This window comes from Pseudomonas sp. EB271-G4-1, assembly GCF_058791355.1.
Window position 1 is genome coordinate 14,019 of the sequence record NZ_JBYTEO010000009.1, and the last position, 14,510, is coordinate 28,528.

Annotated in this window: 11 protein-coding genes and 1 tRNA gene; 5 read left to right on the top strand and 7 right to left on the bottom strand. The window is 59.7% G+C overall.

Features of this window, described 5'->3' with window-relative positions; translation table 11 throughout:
- Positions 1 to 101: 101 nt before the first annotated feature.
- Both AC3WWR_RS06640 and AC3WWR_RS06645 read right to left on the bottom strand, forming a co-directional pair.
- Complete coding sequence (locus AC3WWR_RS06640) at positions 102 to 1,709, bottom strand: carboxyl transferase domain-containing protein (protein ID WP_020800370.1); 1,608 nt, start codon at positions 1,707 to 1,709, stop codon at positions 102 to 104.
- 12 nt (positions 1,710 to 1,721) lie between these two features.
- Positions 1,722 to 2,885: an isovaleryl-CoA dehydrogenase gene (locus AC3WWR_RS06645; protein ID WP_020800371.1), complete on the bottom strand. Its 1,164-nt coding sequence runs from the start codon at positions 2,883 to 2,885 to the stop codon at positions 1,722 to 1,724.
- 309 nt (positions 2,886 to 3,194) lie between these two features.
- Here AC3WWR_RS06645 and AC3WWR_RS06650 point away from each other — a divergent pair, with 309 nt between their 5' ends.
- Positions 3,195 to 4,892, top strand: coding sequence for an AMP-binding protein (locus AC3WWR_RS06650; RefSeq protein WP_033042481.1), 1,698 nt, complete (start codon positions 3,195 to 3,197; stop codon positions 4,890 to 4,892).
- Between the two features lie 682 nt (positions 4,893 to 5,574).
- Here AC3WWR_RS06650 and AC3WWR_RS06655 read toward each other — a convergent pair.
- The 3 genes from AC3WWR_RS06655 to AC3WWR_RS06665 form a co-directional block, all read right to left on the bottom strand.
- Positions 5,575 to 6,474 carry a hydroxymethylglutaryl-CoA lyase gene (locus AC3WWR_RS06655; RefSeq protein WP_033041305.1) on the bottom strand — a complete coding sequence of 300 codons (900 nt, stop codon included), beginning with the start codon at positions 6,472 to 6,474 and terminating at the stop codon, positions 5,575 to 5,577.
- 143 nt (positions 6,475 to 6,617) lie between these two features.
- Positions 6,618 to 7,019, bottom strand: coding sequence for a MerR family transcriptional regulator (locus tag AC3WWR_RS06660; protein WP_020800374.1), 402 nt, complete (start codon positions 7,017 to 7,019; stop codon positions 6,618 to 6,620).
- 205 nt (positions 7,020 to 7,224) lie between these two features.
- Entirely contained in the window at positions 7,225 to 8,154 is a 930-nt protein-coding gene (locus AC3WWR_RS06665; RefSeq protein ID WP_020800375.1) for a LysR family transcriptional regulator, read from the bottom strand.
- Between the two features lie 163 nt (positions 8,155 to 8,317).
- Here AC3WWR_RS06665 and AC3WWR_RS06670 point away from each other — a divergent pair, with 163 nt between their 5' ends.
- Positions 8,318 to 9,547: an acyl-CoA dehydrogenase gene (locus AC3WWR_RS06670; RefSeq protein WP_033041303.1), complete on the top strand. Its 1,230-nt coding sequence runs from the start codon at positions 8,318 to 8,320 to the stop codon at positions 9,545 to 9,547.
- A 38-nt stretch (positions 9,548 to 9,585) separates the two neighbouring features.
- Here AC3WWR_RS06670 and AC3WWR_RS06675 read toward each other — a convergent pair whose 3' ends face one another.
- Complete coding sequence (locus AC3WWR_RS06675; RefSeq protein ID WP_020800377.1) at positions 9,586 to 10,392, bottom strand: TatD family hydrolase; 807 nt, start codon at positions 10,390 to 10,392, stop codon at positions 9,586 to 9,588.
- Between the two features lie 236 nt (positions 10,393 to 10,628).
- Between AC3WWR_RS06675 and AC3WWR_RS06680 the strand changes: the two genes are divergently transcribed.
- Both AC3WWR_RS06680 and AC3WWR_RS06685 read left to right on the top strand, forming a co-directional pair.
- The gene (locus AC3WWR_RS06680) at positions 10,629 to 12,050 is read left to right on the top strand and encodes an MltF family protein (RefSeq protein ID WP_020800378.1); all 1,422 of its coding nucleotides are present in this window, start codon (positions 10,629 to 10,631) and stop codon (positions 12,048 to 12,050) included.
- 104 nt (positions 12,051 to 12,154) lie between these two features.
- On the top strand, positions 12,155 to 12,589 hold the full coding sequence (locus AC3WWR_RS06685; protein WP_020800379.1) for a DoxX family protein: 435 nt from the start codon (positions 12,155 to 12,157) through the stop codon (positions 12,587 to 12,589).
- Between the two features lie 61 nt (positions 12,590 to 12,650).
- Here AC3WWR_RS06685 and AC3WWR_RS06690 read toward each other — a convergent pair whose 3' ends face one another.
- Positions 12,651 to 13,934, bottom strand: coding sequence for an NAD(P)/FAD-dependent oxidoreductase (locus AC3WWR_RS06690; RefSeq protein WP_020800380.1), 1,284 nt, complete (start codon positions 13,932 to 13,934; stop codon positions 12,651 to 12,653).
- Between the two features lie 183 nt (positions 13,935 to 14,117).
- Here AC3WWR_RS06690 and AC3WWR_RS06695 point away from each other — a divergent pair.
- Positions 14,118 to 14,194, top strand: a tRNA-Val gene (locus tag AC3WWR_RS06695).
- Positions 14,195 to 14,510: the final 316 nt, after the last annotated feature.

Here is a 14,510-nt window from a genome sequence, read left to right on the forward strand (position 1 = left end):
CGGTCTTTGTGGGTACTGGCTCGCTCACGATTGGTGGCGATTGCTGCGCAATCGAACGGGGATAAATCCCCTCGCCACAAAAGCCCGTTCCTACAAAAAAATCACATCCGGAACACGCCGAAGCGGCTCGGTTCGATGGGTGCGTTCAACGACGCGGACAAGGCCAGTGCCAGGACATCGCGGGTCTGGGCCGGGTCGATGACGCCGTCATCCCACAGGCGAGCGCTGGAATAGTAGGGATGGCCCTGTTCTTCGTACTGGTCGAGGATCGGTTGCTTGATCTCGGCTTCCTGCTCGGCACTGAAACCATGACCACCACGCTCGGCCTGCTCGCGCTTGACCTGCACCAACACGCCGGCTGCCTGTTCGGCACCCATCACGCCGATGCGCGCGTTCGGCCACATCCACAGGAAACGTGGATCGTAGGCCCGACCACACATGCCGTAGTTACCGGCGCCGAAGCTGCCGCCGATGATCACGGTGAACTTCGGCACCTTGGCGCAGGCCACGGCGGTCACCAGTTTCGCCCCGTGCTTGGCGATGCCGCCGGCTTCGTATTTTTGCCCGACCATGAACCCGGTGATGTTCTGCAGGAACAGCAGCGGGATGCCGCGCTGGCAAGCCAGCTCGATGAAGTGCGCACCTTTCTGTGCAGCTTCGGCAAAGAGAATGCCGTTGTTGGCCAGGATCGCGATCGGGTAACCGTGCAGGTAGGCAAAACCGCACACCAGCGTGGTTCCGAACAGCGCTTTGAATTCGTCGAACACCGAGCCGTCCACCAGCCGTGCAATTACTTCACGCACGTCGAACGGTTGCTTGGCATCGGCCGGCACGATGCCGTACAGCTCGTCGCTGGCGTAGAGCGGGGCGATCGGTGCGCGTTGCTGCACTTCACCCAGCTTGCGCCAGTTGAGGTTGGCAACGCTGCGGCGGGCGATGGCCAGGGCATGTTCGTCGCTTTCGGCGTAATGATCGGCCACACCGGAGATCTTGCAGTGCACATCGGCCCCGCCCAGGTCTTCGGCGCTGACCACTTCGCCCGTCGCGGCTTTCACCAGCGGTGGGCCGGCGAGGAAGATGGTCGCTTGCTCGCGCACCATGATTGCCTCGTCGGCCATGGCCGGTACATAGGCACCGCCCGCGGTGCAGGAGCCCATGACCACGGCAATCTGCGGGATGCCCTGGGCGCTCATGTTGGCCTGGTTGAAGAAGATCCGCCCGAAGTGCTCACGGTCCGGAAACACTTCATCCTGGCGCGGCAGGTTGGCGCCGCCGGAATCCACCAGGTAGATGCACGGCAGGCGATTCTGCTGGGCGATCGTCTGGGCGCGCAGGTGCTTTTTCACTGTCAGCGGGTAGTACGAGCCACCTTTTACCGTGGCATCGTTGGCGACGATCATGCATTCGACGCCTTCCACGCGGCCGATCCCGGCAATCACGCCAGCGGCGGGAACGTCTTCGCCGTACACCTCGTAGGCGGCCAACTGGCTGATCTCCAGAAATGGCGAACCCGGGTCGAGCAGGCGGTTGATGCGCTCGCGCGGCAGCAGCTTGCCCCGGGAGGTGTGGCGTTCTTGCGCTTTCGGGCCGCCACCTTGTGCCACCTGGGCAAGCAGGGTGTGCAGGGCATCGACCTGTTTGAGCATCGCCGCGCTGTTGGTCGCGAACTCCGCCGAACGGGGGTTGAGCTGGGTATGCAGGATAGCCATGGACAGCTCCGTTTAGCGGGTTTCGTTGAACAGTTCGCGACCGATCAGCATGCGACGGATCTCACTGGTACCCGCGCCGATTTCGTACAGCTTGGCGTCACGCAGCAGGCGCCCGGCCGGGAATTCGTTGATGTAGCCGTTGCCACCGAGAATCTGGATCGCGTCGAGGGCCATTTGCGTGGCGCGTTCGGCGCTGTAGAGGATCACGCCGGCAGCGTCCTTGCGCGTGGTTTCGCCGCGCTCGCAGGCCTGGGCCACGGCGTACAGGTAGGCGCGGCTGGCGTTGAGCTGGGTGTACATGTCGGCAACCTTGCCCTGGATCAGCTGGAACTCGCCGATGCTCTGGCCGAACTGCTTGCGGTCGTGGATGTAGGGCACGATCAGGTCCATGCAGGCCTGCATGATCCCGGTCGGGCCGCCGGAAAGCACGACGCGTTCGTAGTCGAGTCCGCTCATCAGCACCTTCACGCCGCCGTTAAGCGCGCCGAGGATGTTTTCTTCCGGCACTTCGACGTCATCGAAGAACAGCTCGCAAGTGTTCGAGCCGCGCATGCCGAGCTTGTCGAACTTGTTGCTGCGGCTGAAGCCTTTCCAGTCGCGCTCGACGATAAAGGCGGTGATGCCGTGGGGGCCTTTTTCCAGGTCGGTCTTGGCGTAGATCACGTAGGTGTTGGCGTCCGGGCCGTTGGTGATCCAGGTCTTGCTGCCATTGAGCACGTAGTGGTCGCCGCGTTTGTCGGCGCGCAACTTCATCGAAACCACGTCGGAACCGGCATTAGGCTCACTCATGGCCAGGGCGCCGATGTGCTCGCCGCTGATCAGCTTGGGCAGGTACTTGGATTTCTGTTCGTGGTTGCCATTGCGGTTGATCTGGTTGACGCAGAGATTGGAGTGCGCGCCGTAGGACAGGGCTACAGAAGCCGAGCCACGGCTGATTTCTTCCATCGCAACCACGTGCGCCAGGTAGCCCAGGCCGGCGCCGCCGTACTCTTCCGGCACGGTGATGCCCAGCAGGCCCATGTCGCCGAATTTACGCCACAGGTCAGCGGGGAACAGGTTGTCGATGTCGATCTGAGCGGCGCGCGGGGCGATCTCCTTGGCGACGAAGGACTGGACCTGATCGCGCAGCATGTCGATGGTTTCACCGAGGGCAAAGTTCAGGGATGGGTAGCTCATGGGTCACCTTTTGGCTTTTTTGTTGGGCGGGGAGGGCAGTGTTTTGGCTCTCACCTTTACGTTAACGTAAACCTGTGACGAATGGCTGTCAATCGCCCTTTACGTTAACGTCAACTTGAGCGAGAGTAGAGGCAGGTTCCTGTAGGAGCAGCCGGTCGACGCTCGAATGCTCGCGATGAACGCAAGGCTGAAGCGTTTATTCAGAAAACACGCGTTATTGTTGACGACTTTCGCGAGCATTCGAGCGTCGACCGGCTGCTCCTACAGGTATCCGTCGGTAGCCCATCAATAAAGACAATAGGGGTCGTCATGGATCAACCCAGTGCAAGCCCGCAACGCAGTTACACCCGTGGTTCCCAGGACAAAGCCTTGCTGGCGATGACCATCGGCCAGGCGTTCGACAATACCGTGGCAAAGTACCCGAACGGGGAAGCGCTGGTCGTGCGCCATCAACAGCTGCGCTACACCTGGCGACAATTGGCCGATGCGGTAGACCTGCATGCCCGGGCGTTATTGGCGCTGGGCCTGCAGGCCGGCGACCGCCTTGGCATCTGGGCGCCTAACTGTGCCCAGTGGTGCATTACACAGGTCGCCACCGCGAAGATTGGCGTGATCCTGGTCAACATCAACCCGGCCTATCGCAGTTCCGAACTCGAATACGTGTTGAAGCAGTCCGGCTGCCAATGGCTGGTCAGCGCCGGGTCTTTCAAGACCTCCGATTATCACGCCATGCTGCAGGGCCTGGTGCCGGAGCTGGCAGGGCAAGCCATCGGCAAATTGCACAGCGAGCGCCTGCCGGAACTGCGCGGCGTGATCAGCCTCGACGCGCAGCCGCCGCAGGGTTTCCTGCCCTGGTCGCAATTGACCGGGCTGGCGGGCAGCGTATCGGTCGAGCAATTGCATGAACGCCAGGACAGCCTGCACTTCGATCAGGCGGTGAACATCCAGTACACCTCCGGCACGACCGGCTTCCCCAAGGGCGCGACCCTCAGCCACTACAACATTCTCAATAATGGCTACATGGTCGGCGAGAGCCTGGGCCTGAGCGCCGTCGACCGTCTGGTGATCCCGGTGCCGTTGTACCACTGCTTCGGCATGGTCATGGGTAACCTCGGTTGCATCACCCACGGCAGCACCATGATCTACCCCAGCGACGCGTTCGATCCGCTGCTGACCCTGCGCACTGTCGCCGAAGAAAAAGCCACCGCGCTCTACGGTGTGCCGACCATGTTCATCGCCATGCTCGATCAGCCACAACGCGCCGAGTTCGACCTGTCGAGCCTGCGCACCGGGATCATGGCCGGGGCGACTTGCCCGATCGAGGTCATGCGCCGGGTCATCAATGAAATGCACATGAACGAAGTGCAGATTGCCTATGGCATGACGGAAACCAGCCCGGTGTCGTTGCAGACAGGTCCCTCGGACGACCTCGAGTTGCGCGTGACCACTGTCGGCCGTACCCAGCCACAGCTGGAAAGCAAAATCATCGACGAAGCGGGCAATCTGGTGCCCCGTGGCACCATCGGTGAGCTCTGTACTCGCGGCTACAGTGTGATGCTCGGCTACTGGAACAACCCGCAAGGTACGGCGGAAGCCATCGACCAGGCCGGCTGGATGCACACCGGCGACCTGGCCAGCATGAATGAAGAGGGCTACGTGTGCATTGCCGGGCGCAACAAGGACATGATCATTCGTGGTGGCGAGAACATTTACCCGCGCGAGCTGGAAGAGTTCTTCTTCACCCACCCGGCGGTGGCCGATGTGCAGGTGATCGGCATTCCGTGCTCGCGTTATGGTGAAGAGATCGTTGCCTGGATCAAGTTCCACCCCGGCCATAGTGCCTCCGAGCAGGAGCTGCAGGCCTGGTGCAAGGAGCGCATCGCGCACTTCAAGACGCCGCGCTACTTCAAGTTCGTGGAAGAGTTTCCAATGACCGTGACGGGCAAGATCCAGAAATTCAGGATGCGCGAGATCAGTATCGAGGAGTTGCGCATCAATAAAGCCTGACTCATCCCCTTGTGGGAGCGAGCCTGCTCGCGAAGGCGATAACACATCCAAAATGGATGTCGGCTGAACCACCGCTTTCGCGAGCAGGCTCGCTCCCACAGGGGTGGCACTGAATAATCCAAATCGCAGACAGCACAAAGGGGAGCCGAAGCTCCCCTTTAATTTTCGTTGCGCGTGCTCTTTTTTTATTATTGAGGGGCGGTTTGTTTTTGTTTTTGGTAACCGTGGCCCTTTACCGCTGTTTTTGTCGATCCCCATCCGGGATCAAGAGCAAACGTATTTTTTTGAGCGCTGATCTACTTTTTCGCTTAGCGATCCAACCAGTTCGGGAGCTACCTGAAGGTAGTTTTATTGTTCTCTGCCCGGTTGCGGGTAACTCCGAAAAGCACCCCGAAAAGCACATCTTCTCCAAAAAAATCTGTTAGCTGCGTCTCTGCCGTGTTGTTTTTGTTATGTCAGAGTCGTTACGTCTTGTTTTTATTGGGTTTGCCGCAATTTTTTTATTCTTGTTATGCGATAGATATAGCAGAAGCCGTGCCAACTTTTAAAAAGCCTTTAAAAACAAGCACTTGGTTTTTTGTAGGGTTTTCGGCATCAGGGAACACCCTACGTTTTGTTTCCGTGTTACTCGTTTTTGGCCACGCTTTTGTGTCTGCGGTAACACCCCGACACAACCGCACACTCAGTGTGCGCTGCGCGCCTTCGCTACACGGGAACCGGTGGGGCGCCCCAGCACGGTACAAATTTGCTGGCCGGCCAGGATCAGTGCATCCAGGTTGATTCCGGTTTCGATCCCGAGGCCGTTGAGCAGGTAAACCACGTCCTCGGTGGCGACGTTGCCGCTGGCGCCCTTGGCATAGGGGCAGCCACCAAGGCCGGCGATGGAGCTGTCGAACACCGAGATACCTTCCAGCAGGCTGGCGTAGATATTGGCCATGGCCTGGCCGTAGGTGTCGTGGAAGTGCCCGGCGAGTTTTTCCCGGGGCACATCGGCCGACACCACGTCGAACATCTTGCGTGTGGCGCCCGCGGTGCCGGTGCCGATGGTGTCGCCCAGCGACACCTCGTAGCAGCCCATGGCATAGAGTTCCCGTGCGACCCGTGCAACTTGCTCGGGTGCGACGTCACCCTCATAGGGGCAGCCCAGCACGCAGGACACGTAACCGCGCACGCTGACGCCATGCTGCTTGGCGGCCTCCATGATGGGGGCGAATCGCTCCAGGCTTTCACTGATCGAGCAGTTGATGTTGCGCTGGGAAAACGCTTCGGACGCCGCGGCGAACACCGCGACTTCCTTGACCCCGCAGGCAAGGGCATCTTCAAAGCCGCGCAGGTTGGGGGCGAGAGCGCCATAGGTCACGCCGGGTTTACGCTGGATCTGCGCAAACACCTCGGCGGAACCCGCCATCTGCGGTACCCACTTGGGCGAGACGAAACTGCCGACTTCTATATAGCCAAGGCCCGCCGCCGTCAGTGCGTCGACCAACTGCACCTTGTCGGCAACGCTGATGGGTTGGGCTTCGTTTTGCAAACCGTCGCGAGGGCCGACTTCGACAATGCGTACGTGGGTTGGTAGGGACATAAGAATCACCTGAAGTATTGGGTGAGCGGTGATCTAATGTGGGAGCGGGCTTGCTCGCGAATACGCCAGTTCAGCCCACATCAATGTTGAATGACAAATCGCATTCGCGAGCAAGCCCGCTCCCACATTCGATTTGTGTGGATCTATTGAACCGATTCCTGGTTCTTGAGGGTTTGTTCCAGCGCTTGCACACAGCGCTCTTCAGCCGTATCAAGCTCCAGTTTCATCTGCTCGATATCCAGCATCTGCTGTTCCAGTTGTTCCCGACGCTCGCTGATTTTCGCCAGCATGCTGTGCAGTTGCTTGGTGTTACCGCTGGAAGGATCGTAGAGCTCGATCAGCTCGCGGCACTCGGCCAGGGAAAAACCGATACGCTTGCCCCGCAGGATCAACTTCAGGCTGACCTTGTCGCGGGGTGAGTAGATGCGTTCCTGGCCACGTCGCTCGGGGCTGAGCAAACCTTGTTCTTCATAGAAGCGAATGGCCCGGGTGGTGATGTCGAGCTCACGGGCGAGGTCGGAAATGCTGTAGGTCTGGCTGCTCATGGGCGCGCTCGCAAAAGGTCATGGCGCTAAGCTAATGGCAGGTTGACGTTTACGTCAAGGGGCAGGGTTTTTCAGTAACCTCGCTGGCCCCATCGCGAGCAGGCTCGCTCCCACAGGGGATCTCTGTCTGACACAAATATTGTGTTCACTGGAGACCCATGTGGGAGCGAGCCTGCTCGCGAAGAAGGCGCTGCGGTCCAGCGTCCTACACCTTCTCCAGCTTCTTCTCCTGCGCCGTCACCTGCTGGCACAACTCGATCATCTGCTCGCGCATCCAGCGGTTCGCCGGGTCCTGGTCAGTGCTTTCGTGCCAGTAAAGGTGGGTTTCCACCGGGGGCACATCGTTGACTGGCAGATAAAAGGCGTGCAAATCGTTGCGGCGCGCGAAGCGTTCCGGCACGGTCATGACCATATCGGTCTGCTGCAGCACCTGCGAGGCCATCAGGTAATGCTGGGAGCGCAGGGCGATCTTGCGCTGGATGCCCATTTTGCCGAGGGCCAGGTCGACATAACCCAGGCCGCTGCGACGGCTGGAAATGTGGATGTGGGTCAGTCCCAGGTAATCATCGAGGGTGAATTTTTCCTTGCCCGCCAGCGGGTGCCCTTTGCGCATGGCGCACACGTAGCGATCCTCCATCAACTTGACGTGACGCACCTGCGGGTCGGTGTTGAGTGGTGCATCCACGGCGAAGTCGAGTCGGCCCGCGGCCAGTTCCTTGGTGGTCTCGCGGCGCTTGGACAAAAAGCTTTCGATGATGACCGTCGGCGCAAGGCGGCGCAGGCGCTGGAACAGCGGTGGCAGGATCACGGCTTCAGTGAGGTCGGTCATGCTGATGCGGTAGGTCTTGACTGCCTGCAATGGATTGAAGATGCGGCTTTCCTGTACCGAAACGCGCAGCAGTGACAGCGCGTTGCGCACCGGGCCGATAATGTTTTGCGCCATGGGTGTTGGCACCATGCCTTGGGCGGTGCGCACGAACAATGGATCGTTGAAGGTCTCGCGCAGGCGGGCCAGCGCGTTGGACACCGCAGGTTGGGTAATCCCGACGATCTGGCCAGCACGGGTCAGGTTGGCTTCGGTGTAGATCGCGTCGAAGACGATGAAAAGGTTGAGGTCGACCTTGCTCAGATTCATTTACGCGGCTCTCTTATTGTGTGGACGGTAGCCTTGGCTATCAGTCGATCATATATCGGTGATGAATGTTTATACACGCCGAGAATAGGCTAGGTAAATTTTCATGGCTGTTCTAGCATCGATTGCATGACCTAAACAACCTCCCGCAAGAAGGTAGCTGCCCATGGATTTCGCTTATTCGCCCAAGGTGCAAGAACTGCGTGAGCGCGTGACCGCGTTCATGGACACCTATGTCTATCCCGCCGAAGCGGTATTCGAGCGCCAGGTCGCCGAGGGCGACCGCTGGCAGCCGACCGCGATCATGGAAGAACTCAAACTCAAGGCCAAGGCTCAAGGCCTGTGGAATTTGTTTCTGCCTGAGTCCGAGCTCGGCGCTGGCCTGACCAACCTTGAATACGCTCCGCTGGCGGAGATCATGGGGCGTTCGCTGCTGGGGCCTGAGCCGTTCAACTGTTCGGCGCCAGACACTGGCAACATGGAAGTACTGGTGCGCTACGCCAACGAAGAACAGAAACAACGCTGGCTCGAACCCTTGTTGCGCGGCGAGATTCGCTCAGCGTTCGCCATGACCGAACCAGACGTTGCGTCCTCCGACGCCACCAACATGGCCGCCCGTGCCGAGCGCCAGGGTGACGAGTGGGTGATCAACGGCAAGAAATGGTGGACCTCCGGCGCGTGCGATCCGCGTTGCAAGATCCTGATCTTCATGGGCCTGAGCAATCCCGACGCACCGCGCCATGCGCAGCACTCGATGATTCTGGTTCCGGTGGACACCCCCGGCGTGAAGATCGTGCGTCCGTTGCCCGTGTTCGGCTATGACGATGCACCTCACGGCCATGCTGAAGTGCTGTTTGAAAATGTCCGGGTGCCGTACGAAAACGTCCTGTTGGGTGAAGGGCGCGGCTTCGAAATTGCCCAGGGTCGTCTTGGCCCGGGCCGGATTCACCACTGCATGCGTTCGATCGGCATGGCGGAACGTGCGCTGGAACTGATGTGTAAACGCTCGGTGAACCGTACCGCGTTCGGCAAACCCCTGGCGCGTCTGGGCGGCAACATCGACAAGATCGCCGATTCGCGGATGGAGATCGACATGGCTCGCCTGCTGACGCTCAAGGCGGCGTACATGATGGACACCGTCGGAAACAAAGTGGCGAAGAGTGAAATTGCGCAGATCAAAGTGGTGGCGCCAAACGTGGCCTTGCGCGTAATCGACCGGGCGATCCAGATCCATGGCGGGGCAGGGGTGTCCAACGATTTCCCGCTGGCCTATATGTATGCCATGCAACGCACCCTGCGTCTGGCTGACGGCCCGGATGAAGTGCACCGCGCGGCGATCGGCAAGTTCGAGATCGGCAAATACGTGCCCAAGGAAATGTTGCGCAGCAGTCACTAAGACCGCAGTCGTAGCGTGGGCCCGATCCGGGCCCGCGTTCAATCCACGCTGGGCAGCCCGTAGAACGCCCGCGCGCACGCCGTACTGTGGGCGGCCAGGTCTTCCTGGCTTTCCCCGCGGTGCAAGGCCACCTCACGTAAGACTTCCGTCAGATACGCCGGCTCGTTGCGACCGTTTTTCGGTTTGGGCCGAAGGCTGCGCGGTAACAGGTATGGCGCATCGCTCTCCAGCATCAACCGCCCACGCTTGATCTCCTTGACCAGCGGGTGCAAATGCGTGCCTCGGCGCTCATCGCAAATCCAGCCGGTGATGCCGATGTGCAAATCCATGTCCAGGTAACTGAACAGGGCTTTCTTTTCGCCGGTGAAGCAATGCACCACGGCGGCCGGCAATTGATCGCGGTAGTCGCGCAGGATTTCCAGCAGGCGCTGGCTCGCATCGCGTTCGTGCAGGAACACTGGCATTTGCAGTTCTACCGCCAGCGCCAGGTGTTCTTCGAGGACTTTCTCCTGTTGTGCGCGCGGTGAAAAATCGCGGTTGAAATCCAGGCCGCATTCACCAATCGCGACGATGTTCGCTTCCTTCAGCAGGCTGCGCAGGCGACGCGCGCTGTCGGCATTCCAGTCGCTGGCCGCGTGGGGATGAACGCCGGCGGTGGCGAACAGCCGTTGCGCTGTTTCGTCCAGTTGCTGGCACAACTCCAGTGCCTGCTCACTGCCCTCGACACTGGTGCCAGTGAGCACCAATTGGCAGACCCCGGCGGCATAGGCGCGGTCCAGTACAGCCTGGTGCTTGTCGGCAAAACTGGGGTTGGTCAGGTTGACGCCGATATCGATGAGTTGCATGGTGCTACCTCGGGCCCAGGGCCGCAAAGCATACCAGAGCCCAGGATTTATAAGAAAAGCCAAGAACTACAACAGGTTATCGCTGTCTCTTAATGCCGCGAAGAAGTCTGGGTGGTGACGCTGCCATCATTGTGCCAGTCTTTCGCGCATTGCCAGCGCTTCAGGGCGCTCTGTTTCTGTCGCTTGATTGCGTGAAGCCATTCATGCAGTCGACCTGAATTCTTTGCGGAGAGTGGATGATTCGTCCCTCGATTTTGCTACTGCTGTGTTGCTCGCTGCTGCTGCCGATGTCGGCGGTTGCGCGTCTGCCCGGGCCGCTGCAAGCCGTACCGGCGACCAAGGTGCGTGACCTGACGGACATCCGCAGCAGCCGCGTGCTGCGCGTGCTGGTCAATCAGAGCCGTAACAGCTCCGGCGAAGTCCAGGGCCAGGCCATCGGCGTCGAATACCATCGCTTGCGTGCTTTCGAGCAATACCTCAACGGCCATGCCCGCGACGGCCAGGAAATTACCCTCAAGATCATTCCCAGAGCCAAGGATCAACTGCTCGGCGCATTGCAGCGTGGGGAGGGCGACCTTGTGGCTCCCGGCGAGTTGCTGGATTTGCAGCCAGGCTTCGCCGTCAGCAGCAGTGAGCCCGTTGCCAGTAACATCCCGTTGGTGCTGGTGGGGATCAAGGGCGAACGTCGCTATACCCGTCTTGAACAACTGTCGGGTAAAACCCTGGCGTTGCCCAACGGCAGCGCCGCCGGTGACGCCATCAGCCAGATCAATCAGAAGCTGGCGCTGCACAAATTGCCGCCGGTCAAGATCGAGTGGGTCGACCCGAGCCTGGCGGTCGAGGATGTGCTGGAGATGGTCCAGGGCGGGATATTTCACCTGACCATCGTCGAGCAACCGATCGCCGAGCGCTGGGGCAAGATCCTGCCGAAATTACGAGTCGATCGCCAGGTGCTCATCAGCGAGCCAGGCGAAGAGTTCTGGTTCGTGCGCCGCGATGCGTCAATGCTGCGCGCCAGCATCGATCGTTTCCTGGCAGGCTATAAAAAGCCGTCGGACCAGGATGCTGCGTTCCTGCGGATCTATCGACGCCAGTACCAGGTCCACTATCCCCTGGCCAAGGCTGACCGCCAGCGCCTGGAAAAGCTGCGGCCGGTGCTGCAGAAACATGCAAGTGCCCAGGACATGGACTGGCTGAACCTGGCGGCGCTGGCGTTCAAGGAGTCCGGCCTGCAGCCCTCGGCACGCAGTGGCGGTGCGCCAACCGGCCTGATGCAGATCACACCGTCAGCGGCGCAGCGGGTGGGCGTCAGCAACATTCATGAGCTCGATGCCAATGTGCAGGCCGGGGCCAAGTACCTGGCGATGATCCGCCGCAAGTTCTTTGCCAGCCCCAAGCTCAATGAGCGCGAGCGCATGGCCTTTGTGCTGGCGGCCTACAACATCGGCCCGGAGCGGGTGCAAGGGATGCGCGCGGAAGCCAGGCGTCGCGGGTTGAACCCCAACCAGTGGTTTTTCCAGGTGGAGCGCATCGCCATGGAGCAGGTGGGAATGGGACCTGTCAGCTATGTTAATAGCGTGAACAAGTATTACCTGGCGTTCGATCGGGAGCGGGAGTCGTTGGAGCCCCAGGGGCAAAAAGTTGCCCTTCGTAAATGATCGAATAAACTGATTGTTATGGCGGATTTTTTACGCTTTTAACATGAGATTTACTGATTAATATAGCGGCCAACCAACACACACTCTTTTAGGGATGACACAGCATGAGCACACTGATCAACAAGGTACTGTTTACCCGCGCTGGCTACGGCCTGACCGTTTTGCGGATTGTCGTCGGCATCATCTTCGCCGCCCACGGTTCGCAAAAACTCTTCGGGGCATTGGGTGGCTATGGCTTGGCGGGCACCGCGCAGTACATGGAAAGCATCGGCCTGACACCGGGCTACCTGATGGCGACGCTGGCGGGCGGTACCGAGTTCTTCGGCGGCCTGGCATTGATCATCGGCTTGCTGGTACGTCCGGCAGCATTGGGCCTGACCTTCCTTTCACTGGTGGCGATCTTTACGGTTCATATCAGCAACGGCCTGTTCATGGCCAACAACGGCTATGAATTCGCCCTGGCGTTGCTCGGTGGCAGTATCGCGGTGCTGATCGAAGGGGCTGGCAAACTGTCGGCGGACCGCGCCATCGCTGGGTAAAGGCTTTGTGAGCAAATAAAAAATGCCCGTATCAGCAGATACGGGCATTTTTTTTAGCGCATTAGAACCCGAGTTTGTCGCGCAATCCGTAGTACCACGCACCCAGCGCAGCAAACGGGGTGCGCAACAGTTGCCCACCCGGGAACGGGTAGTGGGGCAGGTCGGCAAAGGCGTCGAAACGTTCTGCCTGACCGCGCAATGCCTCAGCCAAGACCTTGCCCGCCAGGTGCGTGTAGGTAACGCCATGGCCGCTGCAGCCCTGGGAGTAATAAATGTTGTCGCCCAGTCTTCCGACCTGAGGAAGACGTGACAGGGTCAGCAGGAAATTACCGGTCCAGGCGTAGTCGATTTTCACATCCTTGAGCTGCGGGAAAGCCTTGAGCATCTTCGGACGTATGATCGCTTCGATGTTCGCCGGGTCTCGTGCGCCATACACCACGCCGCCGCCGAAAATCAGGCGCTTGTCGCCGCTCAGGCGGTAATAGTCGAGCAGGTAGTTGCAGTCTTCCACGCAATAGTCCTGGGGCAGCAGGCTTTTCGCCAACTCATCGCCCAAGGGTTCGGTGGTAATCACCTGCGTGCCGCAAGGCATCGATTTGGCCGCCAACTCCGGAACCAGGTTGCCGAGGTAGGCGTTGCCCGCCACGATAATGAACTTGGCCCTGACTTTGCCCTGTGGCGTGTGGACAACCGGGCTGGCGCCGCGTTCGATGCGCACTGCCGGCGACTGTTCATGAATGGTGCCGCCCAATGATTCCACGGCCGCCGCTTCGCCCAGCGCCAGGTTGAGCGGATGGATATGCCCGCCACTCATGTCGAGCATGCCACCGATGTATTGATCGCACGCCACGACCTCGCGAATGCGGCGCTGGTCGAGCAACTCCAGCTGCGTGTGCCCGAATCGCTCCCACAAGCGCTTCTGGGATTCCAGGTGGCCCATCTGTTTGGGGGTGATGGCGGCAAACACGCCGCCGTCCTTCAAATCGCATTGGATGTTGTACCTGGCCACCCGATCACGAATGATCCGCCCACCTTCGAACGCCATCTGCCCCAGCATCTGGGCCTGCCGGGGGCCGACACTGCGCTCGATCACATCGATATCGCGGCTGTAGCTGTTAACGATTTGCCCACCGTTGCGCCCCGACGCACCGAAACCCACCCTGGCCGCTTCCAGCACCGTCACCCGAAAGCCGTGCTCCAGCAGGAACAACGCCGAGGACAGTCCGGTATAACCGGCGCCGATCACGCAGACATCAGTCTCGACCTCGCCTTGCAAAGACGGGCGCGGCGGCACCGCATTGGCCGATGCGGCGTAATAGGACTCTGGGTAAGGGGTGTTCGCCATCCTGCAGCCTCTGTTTAATAAATTTAACGATTGCGTCGATCCTACCCGAGTTGAAAAACCGCCGCCAGCCACCGGAAAATCTTCTTCGCCGCAGCAAAATTAAATATTTTGCATATTCATAGGGTTAGCTCGAAAAAAGGTGTTGACACCCTCCCGGAATTCCGTAGAATGCCGCCTCACAGCAGGCACGTAGCTCAGTTGGTTAGAGCACCACCTTGACATGGTGGGGGTCGTTGGTTCGAGTCCAATCGCGCCTACCAAACAAAATCCGCTCTGCTGGGCGGTCTAGAAGGGCTCACCGAAAGGTGGGCCCTTTTTTGTTGTCCGGGATTTGAGCTGTGGTTTCAAAACTCGCACCCAAAGCGCCAAAGCGCCAAAGCCCCAGGCATTACTGAACTGCTTCAGCCCCGCCAAGCCCAAATGAAAACCAATTCGTCTCGCATTGAACTGCCTGCAACCAATTGCATCAAAGCAGGACAGGCAACCGGACTATTCGTGGGTTCACTGAGGCGGGAGGGTAATGATGGGGAGGCGGGCAATGATCAAGTTCTTTGCGGCTTACCTGTCCATTTGCCT

Excerpts from the sequence above, each read along its gene's own strand:
- AC3WWR_RS06660 (WP_020800374.1), bottom strand. The coding sequence starts at position 7,019 with ATGAGCAGCCAGACCTACAGCATTTCCGACCTCGCCCGTGAGCTCGAC.
- AC3WWR_RS06670 (WP_033041303.1), top strand. The coding sequence starts at position 8,318 with ATGGATTTCGCTTATTCGCCCAAGGTGCAAGAACTGCGTGAGCGCGTG.
- AC3WWR_RS06650 (WP_033042481.1), top strand. The coding sequence starts at position 3,195 with ATGGATCAACCCAGTGCAAGCCCGCAACGCAGTTACACCCGTGGTTCC.
- AC3WWR_RS06645 (WP_020800371.1), bottom strand. The coding sequence starts at position 2,885 with ATGAGCTACCCATCCCTGAACTTTGCCCTCGGTGAAACCATCGACATG.
- AC3WWR_RS06665 (WP_020800375.1), bottom strand. The coding sequence starts at position 8,154 with ATGAATCTGAGCAAGGTCGACCTCAACCTTTTCATCGTCTTCGACGCG.
- AC3WWR_RS06640 (WP_020800370.1), bottom strand. The coding sequence starts at position 1,709 with ATGGCTATCCTGCATACCCAGCTCAACCCCCGTTCGGCGGAGTTCGCG.
- AC3WWR_RS06690 (WP_020800380.1), bottom strand. The coding sequence starts at position 13,934 with ATGGCGAACACCCCTTACCCAGAGTCCTATTACGCCGCATCGGCCAAT.
- AC3WWR_RS06680 (WP_020800378.1), top strand. The coding sequence starts at position 10,629 with ATGATTCGTCCCTCGATTTTGCTACTGCTGTGTTGCTCGCTGCTGCTG.
- AC3WWR_RS06655 (WP_033041305.1), bottom strand. The coding sequence starts at position 6,474 with ATGTCCCTACCAACCCACGTACGCATTGTCGAAGTCGGCCCTCGCGAC.
- AC3WWR_RS06675 (WP_020800377.1), bottom strand. The coding sequence starts at position 10,392 with ATGCAACTCATCGATATCGGCGTCAACCTGACCAACCCCAGTTTTGCC.
- AC3WWR_RS06685 (WP_020800379.1), top strand. The coding sequence starts at position 12,155 with ATGAGCACACTGATCAACAAGGTACTGTTTACCCGCGCTGGCTACGGC.